The 14,698-nt window shown below is 67.3% G+C and carries 18 protein-coding genes; 13 read left to right on the forward strand and 5 right to left on the reverse strand.

Features of this window, described 5'->3' with window-relative positions:
* The first annotated feature begins 1 nt into the window (after position 1).
* Genes ABD729_RS00770 through ABD729_RS00785 form a run of 4 tightly spaced genes read left to right on the forward strand, consistent with a single transcriptional unit; the run spans position 2 to position 2,740 of the window.
* The gene (locus ABD729_RS00770; protein ID WP_344708253.1) at positions 2 to 1,147 is read left to right on the forward strand and encodes an RluA family pseudouridine synthase; all 1,146 of its coding nucleotides are present in this window, start codon (positions 2 to 4) and stop codon (positions 1,145 to 1,147) included.
* Positions 1,144 to 1,815: an HAD-IA family hydrolase gene (locus ABD729_RS00775; protein WP_425564805.1), complete on the forward strand. Its 672-nt coding sequence runs from the start codon at positions 1,144 to 1,146 to the stop codon at positions 1,813 to 1,815. The genes ABD729_RS00770 and ABD729_RS00775 overlap by 4 nt, the downstream gene beginning before the upstream one ends.
* Positions 1,812 to 2,039: a hypothetical protein gene (locus ABD729_RS00780; protein ID WP_344708254.1), complete on the forward strand. Its 228-nt coding sequence runs from the start codon at positions 1,812 to 1,814 to the stop codon at positions 2,037 to 2,039. The genes ABD729_RS00775 and ABD729_RS00780 overlap by 4 nt, the downstream gene beginning before the upstream one ends.
* The gene (locus tag ABD729_RS00785) at positions 2,036 to 2,740 is read left to right on the forward strand and encodes an ATP12 family chaperone protein (protein WP_344708255.1); all 705 of its coding nucleotides are present in this window, start codon (positions 2,036 to 2,038) and stop codon (positions 2,738 to 2,740) included. Before ABD729_RS00780 ends, ABD729_RS00785 begins: the two co-directional genes overlap by 4 nt.
* On the opposite strand, the gene gmk is transcribed toward ABD729_RS00785, so the two are convergent.
* A complete protein-coding gene (gene gmk / locus ABD729_RS00790) occupies positions 2,737 to 3,378 on the reverse strand; it encodes a guanylate kinase (RefSeq protein ID WP_344708256.1) in 642 nt (213 codons plus the stop codon). The genes ABD729_RS00785 and gmk overlap by 4 nt on opposite strands.
* A 109-nt stretch (positions 3,379 to 3,487) precedes the next feature.
* On the opposite strand from gmk, the gene ABD729_RS00795 reads away from it, so the two are divergent.
* The 7 genes from ABD729_RS00795 (at position 3,488) to ABD729_RS00825 (ending at position 9,831) form a co-directional block, all read left to right on the forward strand.
* A complete protein-coding gene (locus tag ABD729_RS00795; RefSeq protein ID WP_344708257.1) occupies positions 3,488 to 4,204 on the forward strand; it encodes a phasin family protein in 717 nt (238 codons plus the stop codon).
* Positions 4,205 to 4,356: 152 nt separating this feature from the next.
* Positions 4,357 to 4,698, forward strand: coding sequence for an ATP-dependent Clp protease adapter ClpS (gene clpS, locus ABD729_RS00800; protein WP_344709605.1), 342 nt, complete (start codon positions 4,357 to 4,359; stop codon positions 4,696 to 4,698).
* Between the two features lie 128 nt (positions 4,699 to 4,826).
* A complete protein-coding gene (gene murA, locus ABD729_RS00805; protein ID WP_344708258.1) occupies positions 4,827 to 6,113 on the forward strand; it encodes a UDP-N-acetylglucosamine 1-carboxyvinyltransferase in 1,287 nt (428 codons plus the stop codon).
* Positions 6,114 to 6,124: 11 nt separating this feature from the next.
* Positions 6,125 to 6,835 (forward strand): dienelactone hydrolase family protein, encoded by a 711-nt coding sequence (locus tag ABD729_RS00810; RefSeq protein WP_344708259.1) that lies wholly within the window; start codon positions 6,125 to 6,127, stop codon positions 6,833 to 6,835.
* Complete coding sequence (locus ABD729_RS00815; RefSeq protein WP_344708260.1) at positions 6,832 to 7,347, forward strand: DUF1697 domain-containing protein; 516 nt, start codon at positions 6,832 to 6,834, stop codon at positions 7,345 to 7,347. The genes ABD729_RS00810 and ABD729_RS00815 overlap by 4 nt, the downstream gene beginning before the upstream one ends.
* Complete coding sequence (gene ligA, locus ABD729_RS00820) at positions 7,344 to 9,362, forward strand: NAD-dependent DNA ligase LigA (RefSeq protein WP_344708261.1); 2,019 nt, start codon at positions 7,344 to 7,346, stop codon at positions 9,360 to 9,362. The genes ABD729_RS00815 and ligA overlap by 4 nt, the downstream gene beginning before the upstream one ends.
* Before the next feature lie 148 nt (positions 9,363 to 9,510).
* Entirely contained in the window at positions 9,511 to 9,831 is a 321-nt protein-coding gene (locus tag ABD729_RS00825; RefSeq protein WP_344708262.1) for a UrcA family protein, read from the forward strand.
* On the opposite strand, the gene ABD729_RS00830 is transcribed toward ABD729_RS00825, so the two are convergent.
* From ABD729_RS00830 to ABD729_RS00845, 4 genes are read right to left on the reverse strand one after another with little or no spacing between them, the layout of a single operon-like run.
* Positions 9,828 to 10,709 carry a 50S ribosomal protein L11 methyltransferase gene (locus ABD729_RS00830; protein ID WP_344708263.1) on the reverse strand — a complete coding sequence of 294 codons (882 nt, stop codon included), beginning with the start codon at positions 10,707 to 10,709 and terminating at the stop codon, positions 9,828 to 9,830. The genes ABD729_RS00825 and ABD729_RS00830 overlap by 4 nt on opposite strands.
* Positions 10,706 to 11,617 carry a subclass B3 metallo-beta-lactamase gene (gene bla, locus ABD729_RS00835; protein WP_344708264.1) on the reverse strand — a complete coding sequence of 304 codons (912 nt, stop codon included), beginning with the start codon at positions 11,615 to 11,617 and terminating at the stop codon, positions 10,706 to 10,708. Before bla ends, ABD729_RS00830 begins: the two co-directional genes overlap by 4 nt.
* Positions 11,607 to 12,305, reverse strand: a complete 699-nt coding sequence (locus ABD729_RS00840) for an SDR family NAD(P)-dependent oxidoreductase (protein WP_344708265.1) — start codon at positions 12,303 to 12,305, stop codon at positions 11,607 to 11,609. Before ABD729_RS00840 ends, bla begins: the two co-directional genes overlap by 11 nt.
* A 49-nt stretch (positions 12,306 to 12,354) precedes the next feature.
* Positions 12,355 to 13,680 (reverse strand): methyl-accepting chemotaxis protein, encoded by a 1,326-nt coding sequence (locus ABD729_RS00845; RefSeq protein ID WP_344708266.1) that lies wholly within the window; start codon positions 13,678 to 13,680, stop codon positions 12,355 to 12,357.
* A 184-nt stretch (positions 13,681 to 13,864) separates the two neighbouring features.
* Here ABD729_RS00845 and sdhC point away from each other — a divergent pair, with 184 nt between their 5' ends.
* Positions 13,865 to 14,275, forward strand: coding sequence for a succinate dehydrogenase, cytochrome b556 subunit (gene sdhC / locus ABD729_RS00850; RefSeq protein WP_344708267.1), 411 nt, complete (start codon positions 13,865 to 13,867; stop codon positions 14,273 to 14,275).
* Positions 14,272 to 14,697: a succinate dehydrogenase, hydrophobic membrane anchor protein gene (sdhD, locus tag ABD729_RS00855; RefSeq protein WP_344708268.1), complete on the forward strand. Its 426-nt coding sequence runs from the start codon at positions 14,272 to 14,274 to the stop codon at positions 14,695 to 14,697. Before sdhC ends, sdhD begins: the two co-directional genes overlap by 4 nt.
* Position 14,698: the final 1 nt, after the last annotated feature.

Below are 14,698 nucleotides of genomic sequence, written 5' to 3' on the forward strand. Positions count from 1 at the left end.
CATGTCCACTGAGCCCCGCACCTTTACCGTCGCCGCGGACGACGACGGCATCCGGCTCGACCGCTGGTTCAAGCGCCACATGGGCGAGGAAGTCAGCTTTAATCTCGTCTCGCGCTGGGCGCGTACCGGGCAGCTTCGCGTCAACGGCGAAAAAGCCACGCCGGGCGACCGGATCCTCGCCGGTCAGACGATCCGCATCCCCCCGCGCGATGCGCAGCCCGTCCGCACCGCCCGGCCGCAGCGCGTGCTCGAACCGCTGACCGACGACGAACGAAGCTTCGTCCAGGAAATGGTGATCGAGGCGACGCCCGATGCCTTTGTCCTGAACAAGCCCCCCGGCCTCGCCACCCAGGGCGGGACCAAGACCGACCAGCATCTCGACCGCCTGCTCGACGGGCTCGCGGACGAGGAAGGCAACCGGCCCAAGCTCGTCCACCGCCTCGACAAGGATACCAGCGGCGTCCTGCTGGTAGCCCGCTCGGCCCGCAGCGCGGCCTATTTTTCCAAGAGCTTTTCGGGGCGCACCGCGCGCAAGGTCTATTGGGCGATCGTGGTCGGCGACCTCAGCCAAGACGAAGGGCTGATCGATGCTTCACTCGCCAAGCAGCCCGGCACCGGGGGCGAGAAGATGCATGTCGCCGAGGACGGTCAGCCGGCTCGCACCCGCTTCCGGGTGATCGACCGCGCCGGCACCCGCGCCGCCTTTGTCGAATTGCAGCCGCTCACCGGCCGTACGCATCAGCTGCGCGCGCACATGGCCCACCTTGGCCATCCGATCGTCGGCGATGCCAAATATGGCGGTGCCGAAGCCTTTTTGACCGGCGGGGTCAGCCGCAAGCTCCACCTTCATGCCCGCCGGCTCAAGATCGACGCGCCGGGCGGCAAGGAGATCGACGTTTCCGCCGAGCTTCCCGCCCACATCGCCGAATCGCTCGCTACCCTCGGCTTTGAGCCGCGCGACGGCGACAACATGCCGCTGGACCGGCCCGATCCAGCCAAGAGCCCCGAGGTCCGGGCGCGCCGCCAAGCAGCGGCGGCGAAGACCGCCCGCAAGGAGCGCAAGGGCGAACGGCGCGGCCGCGGATCGACCCCGCCGCCCCCTAAGGGGACCCGCGCCAAGGGTCCGCCCAAGGGCCGCGGCCGGTGATCCGCTGTGCCATCTTCGACTGCGACGGGACGCTGGTCGATTCGGGCGGCACCATCCACCGCGCGCTCGGCCTCGCCTTCGCCGAGCATGGCCTTGAACTGCCGCCCCGCCAACAGGCGCAGCGCGTGATCGGCCTGTCCCTGGTCGAAGCGATGGCCGAACTTGCGCCGACCCGCGACGCCGACCTCCACCAGCGCATGGCAGATACTTACAAGGACGCTTTCGTCACCCTGCGCGGCCAGCGCCAGGTCGAAGAACCGCTGTTCGACGGCATCCTGCCGCTGCTCGATGCGCTGGAGGAACGCGGCTGGCTGCTCGCAGTTGCCACCGGCAAATCGGATCGCGGCCTCAGGCACTGCCTGACCTCGCACGGCCTTCATGCCCGCTTCCTGTCGCTCCAGACCGCCGACCGCCACCCCTCCAAGCCGCATCCGTCGATGGCGCTCCAGGCGCTTGCCGAATGCGGCGCGACGGCGGAGCGTTCGGTGGTGATCGGCGACACCGGCTGGGACATGGGCATGGCCAAGTCCGCCGGCTGCCACGCGATCGGCGCCCTGTGGGGCTATCATGACGCCGACGAATTGCGCGCGGCGGGCGCCGACACGCTTGCCCGCGCGCCCGCCGACGTCCTTGACCAGGCCGAACAACTGGTGAGCGCCGAAGCATGACTCCTGACGAGGAACTCTGGCGCAAGCGGTTCGGCATCTTCGCCCTGATGCGCCTTTCGGGCCTGATCATGTTCCTGGTCGGCATGGCGATCATCTTCAGTGACCTGCTCCGGCCCGGCGGCGCACTTGGGCTCGGCATGGTGGTGGTCGGCTGCGGGCTGGTCGAAGCATTGCTCGGCCCCGTGCTGCTTCGCCAGCGGTGGGAAAAGACGGACTCCAGGTGAAGCGTTTCTGGAAGCAGGCCGAAGCTGTCGCGGCCGACGACGGACGGTGGCGCATCGAACTCGATGGCCGTCCGCTCCGCACCCCTGCCCGGGCGATGCTGCTCCTGCCCGGGGCGGAGCTCGCCGCCGCCGCCGCCGCCGAATGGCAGTCGGCCGGAGAGACGGTCGATCCGCGCGCGATGCCGCTGACCGGCCTCGCCAATGCCGCGGTCGACCATGTCCAGCCCGATCCCGCCGCCTTCGCCGACAGTCTCGCCCGCTACGCCGTCAGCGACCTCCTCTGCTACCGCGCCGATTCGCCCGACAAGCTGATCGCGGTCCAGGCGGCGGCGTGGGATCCGCTGCTGCAATGGGCTCGGCGCCGCTTCGATATCGACTTTCGCGTCACCCAGGGCATCGCGCCGGTCGACCAACCGCGCGAGACGATCGAGCGCCTGACCCAGGCCGTCCACGCGCAGGACCCGTTCCGCCTTGCCGCCCTGTCACCTTTGATCACAATCGGAGGATCGCTGGTGGTCGGCCTCGCCCTCCTCGAGGGCGCGACCAGCGTCGACCAGGCCTGGAGCGCGGTCAGCCTCGATGAGCGCTGGCAGCTGGAACAATGGGGCGCGGACGAAGAGGCGGAGAAAACGCTTGCCCTGCGCGAGGCTGATTTCCGCTCCGGCGCCTGCTTCCTCTCGCTACTGCCCGACGCCGCCTAGTTGGGCTTCTCGACCAGGTGCCGGACGAAATTGAGCAGGTAGGGCTGCCGCTCGCGGCGTAGCCGTTCAGCCTCCACGATCGCCTTCACCTTCTCGGCGCAGCGCTCGACATCGTCGTTGATGAGCACATAGTCATATTCGGCCCAATGCCCGATCTCGGCCGCGGCGCGCTTCATGCGGAAATCGATCACCGACAGTTCGTCGGTCCCACGCCCTTCGAGGCGCCGCTGCAATTCGACCATCGACGGCGGCAGGATGAAGATCTTTACCAGATCCGTGCGGAACGCATATTCGAGCTGCTGAGTCCCCTGCCAGTCGATATCGAACAAGGTGTCGCGGCCGGCCTTCAGCGCTTCCTTGATCGGCTCCTTGGGGCTGCCGTAGCGGTGTCCGAAGACATAGGCCCATTCTGCCAGCTCATCGGTCTCGATCAATTGTTCGAACTGGGCTTCGTCGACGAAATGATAGTCGACGTCCGCGACCTCGCCTTCCCGCATCGGGCGGGTGGTGGCGCTGATCGACATGGTGATGGTGGGGTCGTCCTCCATCAGCATCCGGCTGATCGTCGACTTGCCCGCGCCTGACGGTGACGACAGCACGATCAGCAGGCCGCGGCGGGTGCGCTGGTAAAGGTCCATGCGCGCACTTGCCCCGGTGAGGGCTTCAGCGTCAATGCTGCAACTGCGAAGAAAGCCCTTGATTTGTTGTGCACCGCACTATATTGTGCACTGCAACAAGGAAAGACTTATGACCGACAACGTGAACGACGAAACCTTCACTGCCGCTGCCGAGACTGCCGAGCCCGTCGAGGCCTCCGTCGTCGAAGCGGTCAAGAAGGTCAACGCGCGCCGGGTGAAGACCGAGCGCAAGCCGCGTGCCCGCAAGGCCGCCGGTACCACCAACGCGCCGCGGGGCCGCAAGGCCGCTGCCGCCGCCACTCAGGACGTCAGCGCCGATACGGCCGCCGCGTTCCAGCCCAAGGAAAATGTCATGAACTTCGATCCGACCAGCTTCACCAGCTTCCAGCCGTTCGCGAATCTTCCGGGCGCCGACCGTTTCCAGACCCTGTTTGCCGACGCCGGCAGCCGTGGTCAGGAAGTCATCGAGAAGGGTCGCAAGACCGCCGAGGATTTCGCCGAACTGACCCGCGCCAATGTCGACGCCGCCGTCGAAGCCGGCAAGATTGCCGCCAGCGGTGCAAAGACTGTCGGTGAAGACGCCCTGCAGCGCGTCCGTCAGGGCCTCGAGCAGAACGTCGCCGAGTTCAAGACGCTGGCCCAGGCCTCGTCGCCGACCGAATTCTTCCAGCTGCAGAGCGAGATCGCCAAGCAGAACTTCGACCGCATGGTCGCCAGCCTCAGCCAGCTGACCGAAGCTTCGGTCAAGCTCGCCGGTGAAGCGATCCAGCCGCTGTCGAACCGCGCTGCGCTCAACGCCGAGAAGCTGAACGAGTTGACTGCCTGATAACTCCTCCTCCTGTCAGGCATTCATGCGGCCGCTCCCAGGCGTACCTGGGGGCGGCCGCTTTATTTTCAGCGATGAATGGACCCATTGCCCGCCTTGGCAATGCCGCTCCTCGTCCACTATCTAGGCGGACAATGATCGAACGCATCATCATGGCAGGCGAAGACGACCGTCCCGGCAAGTCCGACGGCGTGGAGGAGATCGAGCGCGGGGTCGTCACCCGCACCCGTCCCAAGACCCGCAAGCCCAGCAACTACAAGGTGCTGATGCTTAACGACGATTACACTCCGATGGAGTTCGTCGTCCTGTGCCTGCAGCAATTCTTCTCGATGAGCATCGAAGATGCGACCCGGGTCATGCTCCAAGTCCATCAGCAGGGCGTCGGGGTGTGCGGCGTCTTCACCTACGAAGTCGCCGAGACCAAGGTCTCACAAGTCATCGACTTCGCCCGCGAGAACCAACACCCCCTCCAGTGCACCCTCGAGAAGGCCTGACCTTCAGCGCGCGCGGCTGCAGGGACTTCATCTCCTGCAGGTAGACGTTTCCCCGGGCTCGGCCTTCCCGAGGAGGAACCAGCGGGACAGGGATTGCACCCCCGCAACGAAGCCCTAAACGCGCCTTTATGGATTCCATCGTCATCCAGGGCGGCAAGCGGCTCGAAGGCACCATTCCCATCTCGGGCGCCAAGAACAGCGCGCTGACCCTTCTCCCCTGCGCGATTCTCACTGACGAGAAGCTGACGCTCAGCAACCTGCCGCGACTCGCCGACGTCGACAGCTTCGGCCACCTCCTCAACGAACTTGGCGTTTCGACCAAGATCGAGGGGCTTCAGCCCGGTGAGATCGGCCGGCGCATGACGCTTCGGGCCAAGAAGCTCATCTCCACCACGGCGCCCTATGACATGGTGCGCCGGATGCGCGCCTCGATCCTGGTGCTTGGCCCGCTGCTCGCCCGGTCCGGCGACGCCACGGTGTCCCTCCCCGGCGGCTGCGCCATCGGCGACCGTCCGATCGACCTCCACCTCCAGGCCCTCGAAGCGATGGGCGCGCAGATCGAGCTGGCCGCCGGCTTCGTCCGTGCCACCGCCCCGCGCGGCGGCCGTATTCCAGGCGGCGACTTCACCTTCCCCGTCGTTTCGGTCGGCGCGACCGAAAATGCGGTCATGGCCGCCGTCCTCGCGAAGGGCCGGACCAACCTCTACAATGCGGCGCGCGAGCCCGAGATCGTCGACCTCTGCCGGCTGCTCCAGAAGATGGGTGCGCAGATCCAGGGAGCTGGCAGCCCGCACATTTCGATCGAGGGCGTCGAGAAACTGAACGGCTGCACCTATGCCGTCATGCCCGACCGGATCGAAGCCGGCAGCTACGCCTGCGCGGCGGGTATCACTGGCGGCAGTCTCGACCTGATCGGGGTTCGCGCCGAGGATATGCACGCGACTACCAATGCTCTGGCCCAAGCCGGCCTGATGGTCGAATTCCACGACCGCGGAATGAAGGTCAGCGCCGACGGACCGCTCAAGCCGCTAGCGCTGTCGACCGCTCCCTTCCCCGGCTTTGCGACCGACATGCAGGCGCAGTTCATGGCTATGCTGTGCCGCGCCAAGGGCGAAAGCTTCCTCGAGGAGACCATCTTCGAGAACCGCTACATGCACGTGCCCGAGCTTCGCCGGATGGGTGCCAACATCGACGTGCGCGGCCGCTCGGCAATCGTCCACGGAGTCGATCACATGACCGGCGCCAAGGTCATGGCGACCGACCTTCGCGCCTCGATGAGCCTGATCATCGCCGGCCTCGCCGCCGAGGGCGAGACCGAGGTGCTGCGCGTCTACCACCTCGACCGCGGCTACGAACGCCTCGAAGAGAAGCTTTCCGCGGTCGGCGCCACCATCGAACGCCGCGGCGGCGGCTGAGGAAGACAAGCATGAGCGAACGGACGATCTCCCACGAATTTCGCGGCGAGCAGCTGCAGAGCGTCCATGTCGGTACCGGCGGCGCGGTGCGCGGCACCGTCATCATCGTTCCGACCTTTGCCGGCGTCAGCGACCTTGAAAAGGGGTTCGCCCGCGACATGGCCGGGCGCGGCTATGCCTGCCTGATCGCCGACCTGTGGGGCACGACCTACAGCGGGCCCGACCAGCGCGACGCCGCTTTCGGCCACATGACCCGCCTCAAGTCCGACCGGGCAGCCTTACGCGACCGGATGCTCGACATTGTCGACCTCGCCAAGGCGCAGGACGGCACCGATCCCCAGAAAATCGCGGCGATCGGCTATTGCTTCGGCGGCCTTTGCGTCCTCGACCTCGCCCGCTCGGGCGCGGATATCGCCGGTGTCGCGAGCTTCCACGGCCTGTTCGATGCTCCCGACCTTCCGCCGCAGCCGATTAAGGCCAAGGTCGTCGCCTATCACGGCTGGAACGACCCGATGGTCCCGCCGGATGCGGTCGTCGCCCTGGCGAAGGAACTGACCGACGGCGGCGCCGACTGGCAGATCCACGGCTACGGCCACACCGGTCACGGCTTCACCAACCCCAAGGTCGGCGCGCTCAATATACCCGGCGTCGACTACAATGCCGCCGCCGCCCGCCGCAGCTGGGCCGCGCTTCACGATTATCTGGACGAGCTGTTCGGGTGACTGCTTACGTCGCGCTGCTCCGCGCGGTGAACGTCGCGGGCACGGGCAAGCTGCCGATGGCGGACCTGAAGCGCATGGGCGAGGAATGTGGCTTCGGGCAGGTCCGCACCTTCATCGCCAGTGGCAACCTTCTTTTCACCAGTGACGAGAGCGAGCGCCAGGTACAGGACCGGATCGCCGCCAAGGTCGCCGCCTTCTTCGGCCGCGACGTGCCGGTATTCGTTCGCTCAGGCCAGGAGATGGCAGAGCTCGCCGCTCGGAACCCGTTCTCGGATGAGAATGGCAGCCGGGTCGTCGCCTACGTCATCGATCAGACGCCGACGCAGGCGATGCTGGACGAGGCGCGGCACGTGAACGACGAGCGCATGGCGCTGGGTCCCCGCGCGCTCTACATTGCGTATGGCGAGGGAATGGGCAGCAGCAAGCTCGCGCTCCCGGTGTTCGCGATGGGAACCGCGCGCAACATGAACTCAGTCGGCAAGATTGCGGCGTTGCTGAGCGAGATGGCATGACCGAAGCCGAAGCCGGCCGCCGCCTGCGCCAGCTGGCGAAGGAAATCGCCCGCCACAACAAGCTCTACCACGATCAGGACGCACCGGAGATCAGCGACGCTGATTATGATGCGCTGGTTCGCGAGAACAATCAGCTCGAAGCCGACTTCCCGCATCTCGTCCGCGCCGATTCGCCCAACGCTCAGGTCGGCGCCGCGCCGTCCACCGCGCTCGCCAAGGTCACCCATGCGCGGCCGATGCTCAGCCTCGAAAACGCCTTCAGCGCCGAGGACGTTCACGACTTCGTCCGCCGCGTCCGCCGTTTCCTCAGCCTTACTGACGACACCCCCGTTGCGCTGACCGCCGAACCCAAGATCGACGGCCTGTCCTGCTCGCTCCGCTATGAGGGCGGGACGCTGGTCCTCGCCGCCACCCGCGGCGACGGCGCGGTGGGGGAGGACGTCACCACCAACGTCCGGACGATCGCCGACATCCCGCAGCAGCTCAACGGCGCTCCCGACATCCTGGAGGTGCGCGGCGAGGTCTACATGTCCAAGGCCGATTTCGCCGCCTTGAACGAGCGCCAGGCGGCAAGTGGCGGCAAGACCTTCGCCAATCCCCGCAACGGCGCCGCGGGCTCGCTTCGTCAGAAGGACCCCGCGGTCACCGCCGCGCGCCCCTTGCGCTTTCTCGCCCACGGCTGGGGCGAATTGTCGGAACCGCTCGGCGCCACGCAGGCCGAAGCCGTCGACCGCCTCCGCGCGCTCGGCTTCCCGGTCGACGAGCGGGTGCAGCTGTTCCCCGACACCGATGCCGCGCTCGCCCATTATGCCGCGATCGAGCATGCGCGCGCCGACCTGCCGTTCGACATCGACGGCGTGGTCTACAAGCTCGACCGCCTTGACTGGCAGGAGCGCCTGGGCTTTGTCGGCCGCGCCCCGCGCTGGGCGATCGCGCACAAGTTTCCGGCCGAGAAGGCCGAGACCACGCTCGAACGGATCGAGATCCAGGTCGGCCGCACCGGCAAGCTTACCCCCATCGGCCGGCTCACCCCCGTCGGCGTCGGCGGCGTGATCGTCAGCAACGTCACCCTCCACAACCGCGACGAGATCGCGCGGCTGGGCCTTCGGACAGGCGACCGCGTCCGCATCCAGCGCGCCGGCGACGTCATCCCGCAGGTGGTCGAAAACCTCACCCGCGACGTGGACCGGCCCGCCTTCATCTACCCCGACCACTGCCCCGCCTGCGGCTCCGAAGCCGTCGCCGAGGAAGGTGAGGTCGACATTCGCTGCACCGGCGGGCTCATCTGCCCCGCTCAGAACCTCGAGCGCCTCAAGCATTTCGTCAGCCGCGGCGCGATGGACATCGAGGGGCTGGGAGAAAAGACCATCGTCGAATTCGCCGACGCCGGCTTCCTCGACAAGCCCTCCGACATCTTCCGCCTGACGCGCGAGCAGATCCTCGGCCGTGAGGGCTGGAAGGAACGAAGCGTCGACAACCTCATTGCCGCGATCCGCTCACGCCGGGGCTTCGACAGTGCTCGCCTGCTGTTCGGCCTCGGCATCCGCCACGTCGGCATCGTCACCGCCCGAGACCTCCTGAAATGCTTCGGAACCATCGAGGCACTCCAAGCCGCCGCCGAGGGCGAGAATGGCATCGCCGAACTTTCCGCGGTCGAGGGTGTTGGCCCGGTCGTCGCCGAGGCGGTGCACGATTTCTTCCACGAGCCCCACAACCGAGAAGAAGTCGCCGCACTCCTCGAACTCGCCAGCCCGGCGCCCTTCGTCAGCCAAGCGCGCCAGACCGAATGGAGCGGCAAAACTATCGTCTTCACCGGCAGCCTCGAGACGATGAGCCGCGACGAGGCCAAGGCCCAGGCCGAACGCCTCGGCGCCCGCGCCGCTGGCTCGGTCAGCGCCAAGACCGACCTTGTCGTCGCCGGTCCCGGTGCCGGGTCCAAGCTCAAGAAGGCCGGGGAACTCGGCATTCGAGTCGTGGACGAGGCCGAATGGGCGCGGATCGTCGCCGACGCCTAGGGCGCCGGCTGCTCGCCCTGGCACGCAACGCATTTGCAGCGTCTTCGCCACAGCGAAGAATCAAAAGCCGTGCCCGGCATGCGGAAACTTTACAGCTTTGTTACATTATGGTTTCTTAGCGATGACATAGAAATCCGAGGAGACGGTGATGCGCGCATTTGTCCTGGCTGCTTCCCTGCTGACGACGGCGGCTCCCGCCCTCGCCGAGCCGGCCGACACGCTGGTGGTGCAGGCCAACGTCGCGCTCACCGACAGCAGCCGCATCGTCTCCTATGCCGACCTGCAACTCGGCACGCCCGAAGGCCGCGCCGCGCTTCACAAGCGGGTCGCCTTTGCGGTCTCCGACCTGTGTGACGCGCGTCGCTTCTCGGTGGCCGAGCCGACCGATTCGCTGAAGTGTTCGGCCGAAACCTGGGCCTCGGTGAAGCCGCGCCTCGACGCGCTCGCCCCGCGCTACGCGTCGCGCTAGGCGCTTCGCTCCAGCGTCAGCACCCGCCACTCGCCACTGCCGGCATCGACCAGCCGGCAGCCCTTCGTTTGATAGGCATCGGCGACCGCCTCCGCCTGCGTATCCAGCAGCCCGGACAGCAGCAGCATGCCGCCCGTCTCCACGGCAACGCTGAAGGCTGGGGCCAGCTCGATCAGGGGCCCGGCCAGGATATTGGCGATCAGCAGGTCGAACGGGGCCCGCTCGGCAAGTGCGGGATGGTCCATCCCGTCGGCCACCGCCAGCGCCAGCGCGCCGGCACCCTCGCCGATCGTCACCCCGTTCGCCCGCGCATTGTCTGCGGTGACGTCGATGCTGATCGGGTCGATGTCGGTCGCGATCGCCCGCGCTTCCGGCCACAGCGCCAGCGCCGCGAAGGCGAGCAGCCCGGTTCCCGTGCCGATGTCCGCGACATTGCCGAAGCGCCGCCCGCCAACCGCCAGCCGGTCCAGCGCATCGAGGCAGCCGCGCGTCGTGTGGTGATGCCCGGTCCCGAACGCCAGGCCCGCGTCGATAAGGAAATTGATTGCCCCCTCCCGTGCCGCGTGCGCGGGGGTGTGGACGAAGAAACGCCCGGCGCGAATCGGCTCGAGCCCGGCCTGGCTGACGGTGACCCAATCCTCGTCGGCCAATAGCTCGACCACAGGCTCGCCGCTTGCGAGGCCCTGCAGCACCGCAAGGTCGGCCGCAGTCGGCTCCCCCTCGAAATAGGCATGGATGCGCCAGTCGTCGGGGCAATGCTCGTCGGGTTCGTCGGCGACGATCACCGGCGGCGACGGATGATCCGGAAAGGGATCGTCCATCGCGCCCACCGCCTCGCCTTCGGCCCGGTTGCACGCGAGCGTGACGCGCCAGCTCATTTGCCCGCAGCCTCCTTGGCCAGCCGCTCGTCGAGCTGCTTGGTCTTCGCCGCCGCATAGGTGCGGCAGCCGGCGGAATCGAACAGCGCCGCCTTGCCGGCGAACCGCGCGCTCATGTTGCTGGCCGACGGATGCGGAGTCAGCAAAATGTCGCATTCCAGCGCCGCAACCCTGGCGATGCTCCTGCGGAAATCCGCGACCACCTCCGGATGGTCAGTGAACCGATAGGTGTCGCTGCTGACCGGGCTCATGCTGTCGGCATAGACGAGGGTGCGGCAGACGCCGCCGTCGCAGCTTACCCACCACCAGCTCAGCGCGCCCTTGGTATGCCCCGGGGTTTCCAGCGCCGTCAGCTGGATCGGCCCGAGGCGCAACGTGTCGCCGTCCTTGAGCGTCCGCGCGATCGCCACCGGCGCCATCTTGGGAAGGCTTCCGAATTGCGGATCGGCAGCCGCTGCCGTTCCACTCCGCAGCACCGGGGCTGCATTGACCGAGGCCGCGATCTGGCCGCCGGTCAGTTGCTGCACCCGGGCAAGCCCGCCGACATGGTCGTGATGTTCGTGGCTGTGGGTGATCCAGGTGACGTCCGACAGCCGGAAGCCAAGCGCGCGGATGTTGGCCGCGATCAGTTCCGCCCCCGCCTCGGTTCCGGAATCGATCAGGATATGCCCTTCGCGTCCGGCGATCAGGATCGCGCTGATCCCGCAGGTTCCGACATAATAGCTGTTGCCATGGATACGCACCGGCGGCGCCGGATCGTCCCACCCGTCCTTGCCCTCGCAGGCGCGGGCGAAGGCAGGCCCCGACACGGCGATCGGCGCACGCACGCGCTCGACCGGCTTGCCGCCGCCAAAAGGGATCACGACCTGTTGCGCAGCGAGCGCCAGCGCGATCAGGCTAGCGGACATAGCTTGCCCCGTTGACGTCGATCACGGATCCAGTGGCGCTGGCGGGAGCCTCTGTGGCCAGCCAGCGGATGGTCTCGCCCACCTCGGCGGCGCTGGCGACCCGTCCCAGCGGAATGTCGGCGAGGATCTTCTCGCCGCCGCGGCTGGCGAGATATTCCTCAGTCATCTCGGTTACCGTGAAGCCCGGCGTGACCGCATAAGCGAGGATGTTTTCGCGCGCATAGCCCCGCGCGATCGTCTTGGTGACGGCGACCATCGCGCCCTTGGATGCGGCATAATGCCAGTGCTGCGGCGAATCCCCTCGATAGCCGGCGCGGCTCGCGACGTTGACGATCCGCCCGCCGCCATTGTCCCTGAAATGCGCGATGGCGAGGCGGCTGAGATCGGCAGCGGCCTGCAGGTTGATCTGCATCGTCCGCGCCCAGGTTGCCTGCCACTCGGCCTCGAGGGCGTCGTCGGCGATGCCTTCGAACACCCCAGCATTGTTGACCAGCGCATCGATCCGGCCGACCCGGCGGATCGCTTCGGCCCAGCAGGCTGCCGCAGCGGCGGGGTCGGCGAAGTCAGCGGCGATCAGCCCCTCCCCGCCACGGGTGGAGGTGCCGATCACTTGGTGTCCGGCGGCAGTGAGCGCGTCGGCAGCGGCCTTGCCGATGCCCCGGCTCGCGCCGGTGATGAGGATCTTCATAGACGCCGCTGTGTCACCTCGCGGCGGCGCCCGCAACGGCGAACAGGCGTCAGGCGACCTTGGAGATGAACTCCGCGGTTGCCTGGCGGAACTGGCCGATCTGCTCGGAGAAGCGGTCGAAGCCCTGCTCCACCCCGTCGATGTCGCGAGCGACATTCTCGGTGTCGGAGCGGATCGCGGCGATGGTCGAGCTCATCGAATCGGCCGCCAGCGCGGTCTCGTCGACGGCCGCGGTGATCATGGTCACCGTCTGCGCCTGCAGCTCCATCGCCTGTCGGATGCGGTCGGCGGAGCTTTCCACTTCTTCGACCGTGCCCTGGATCGAGCTGTTGGCTTCGACCGTCTGCTTGGTCGCCGCGGTGATCGCGCTGATCTTGGCGGTGATGTCGTCGGTCGCCCGCGCGGTCTGGCTGGCGAGGCTCTTCACTTCCTGCGCTACGACCGCAAAGCCGCGGCCCGCGTCCCCGGCCCGGGCCGCTTCGATGGTCGCGTTCAGCGCCAGTAGGTTGGTCTGGCCGGCGATGTCGCGGATCAGGCCGAGAATCGATTCGATCGCTTCGACATGGGTCGACAATGCCTGGCTGATCTTCACGGCCTGGCTCGCCTGATCGCCTGCACGGCTGGCCACGCCCGCCGCGATCTCAACTTCCGAACGGGCGTCCTCGATCGCGCGGATCAGCCCGGCCGCGGTATGCGCCGCTTCGCGCATCGCCACCGCCGACTGCTCGGCCGCCGCCGCCACTTCGCTGGTCTTGCCGAGCATTCCGCGGGCCGCCGCAGCGGTCTGGCTCGCCTGATTGCGAAGCATGTCGCTATCGCTGCTGGCGCGCGCGACCGACGCGACCACCCGGCTGTTGAATTCCTCCGCCTTGGCCTGGCGCTCCTGGTCGTGCGCCTGCTCCTGCCAATGGATCGCATGGGCGACGAACACATCGGTCTCGATCATGATCATCTCATGCGCGGTCTTCGACGCGGCGGCGCGCTCTGCCGGATCGGCGACCGTCTCGCGGACGATGCCCGTCAGTTCCTGCATCGCCCCGCTGAGGCCCGCCAGCAGCGTGGTCAGCGACACCTTCGAGGCCATCGCCGATTCGACATATTCGCGTGCGGTCTTGACCCACGCCGTGTCGCCGATCCGCAGATATTTGTCGCGCATGTAAGGCAGGATCCGCTTCGACAGCGCTTCCAGCTTGGCATCGTCGAACCCGCCGCGCGCATCGGCACATTGGCGGTAAGCGCTCCAGAACGCTCGGGCGAGCCGCATCTCGTGCGGCTGGCCAAGCTCGTTCCACAAGCGCTCGGCCCGCTCCGGCAGATCGCCGCTATGATCAAAGGCGCGCAGGCGGCGCTTATGGCTGACTTCGGAAGCTGGCATCGACGTCAATCGCTCCTGACTGCAAGGGCATTACTCTTGGCGTTGTGCCTAGCCGCGATTGGTTAAGAGCGGGTTAGACTGCCGCCGTCCTGCCGACTTTGGACCGCCTTGCCTCGCGCGCGCCTGCGGCCTAGGTGGACCGGCATATCCCTCGACCCTTCTGCCGGAGCATTCGGACGGTCTCATGGCGCGTAATACTGCAAGGCCCTTGTCGCCCCACCTCACCATCTGGCGCTGGGGCCCGCACATGCTGGTCTCGATCCTTCACCGCGGCACCGGCATGGCGCTCAGCATCGGCGGCCTGTTTCTGCTGACCTGGTTCCTGCTGGCGCTGTCCGGATCGGCCCAGTCGTGGGAGACCTTCACCGGCTTCCTCGGCTGGAAGCTCGGCCCCGTGCCGCTGATCCTGCTCGGCCTCGTCGCCCTGACCTGGAGCTTCTTCCAGCACGCCCTGTCCGGCGTCCGCCACCTCGTAATGGACGTCGGCGCCGGTTTTGAACTGCGGACCAACAAGACCATGGCCTACATGACCATGATCGGTTCGGTCCTCCTGACCGCCCTGTTCTGGGCCGTTCTCCTGGGGAAGGGCGCATGACTGGTCCGAAGCAGATGGGTAAGCACGATCGCAGCGCGGTTGCCGACGGCAAGACCGCGCTCGGCCGCGTGCGCGGGCTCGGCTCGGCCGGCCACGGAGGCGAGCACTGGATCAAGGAACGCGTGTCGAGCGCTGCCCTGCTCCTGCTCGGCACCTGGTTCCTGGTCTCGTTGCTGCTGCTCCCCGACCTCCAGCCCGCGACGCTCAAGGCCTGGCTGGCGAGCCCGCTCGGCTTCGTGCCGATGGCCTTGTTCACCTACTTGAGCTTCGAGCACAGCCTCGAAGGCGTGAAGGTGATCGTCGACGATTATCAGGGCGATGAAGGCGGCCGGATGACCTGGCACTTCGTCAGCCTTTTCCTCCATGTCGGTGCCGGGGCCCTCGCCCTCTACGCCCTCGCCCGTATCGCGTTCGGAGCCTGAT

The sequence above is a fragment of the Sphingomonas humi genome, from assembly GCF_039536725.1.
Taxonomy (GTDB): Bacteria; Pseudomonadota; Alphaproteobacteria; order Sphingomonadales; family Sphingomonadaceae; genus Sphingomicrobium; species Sphingomicrobium humi.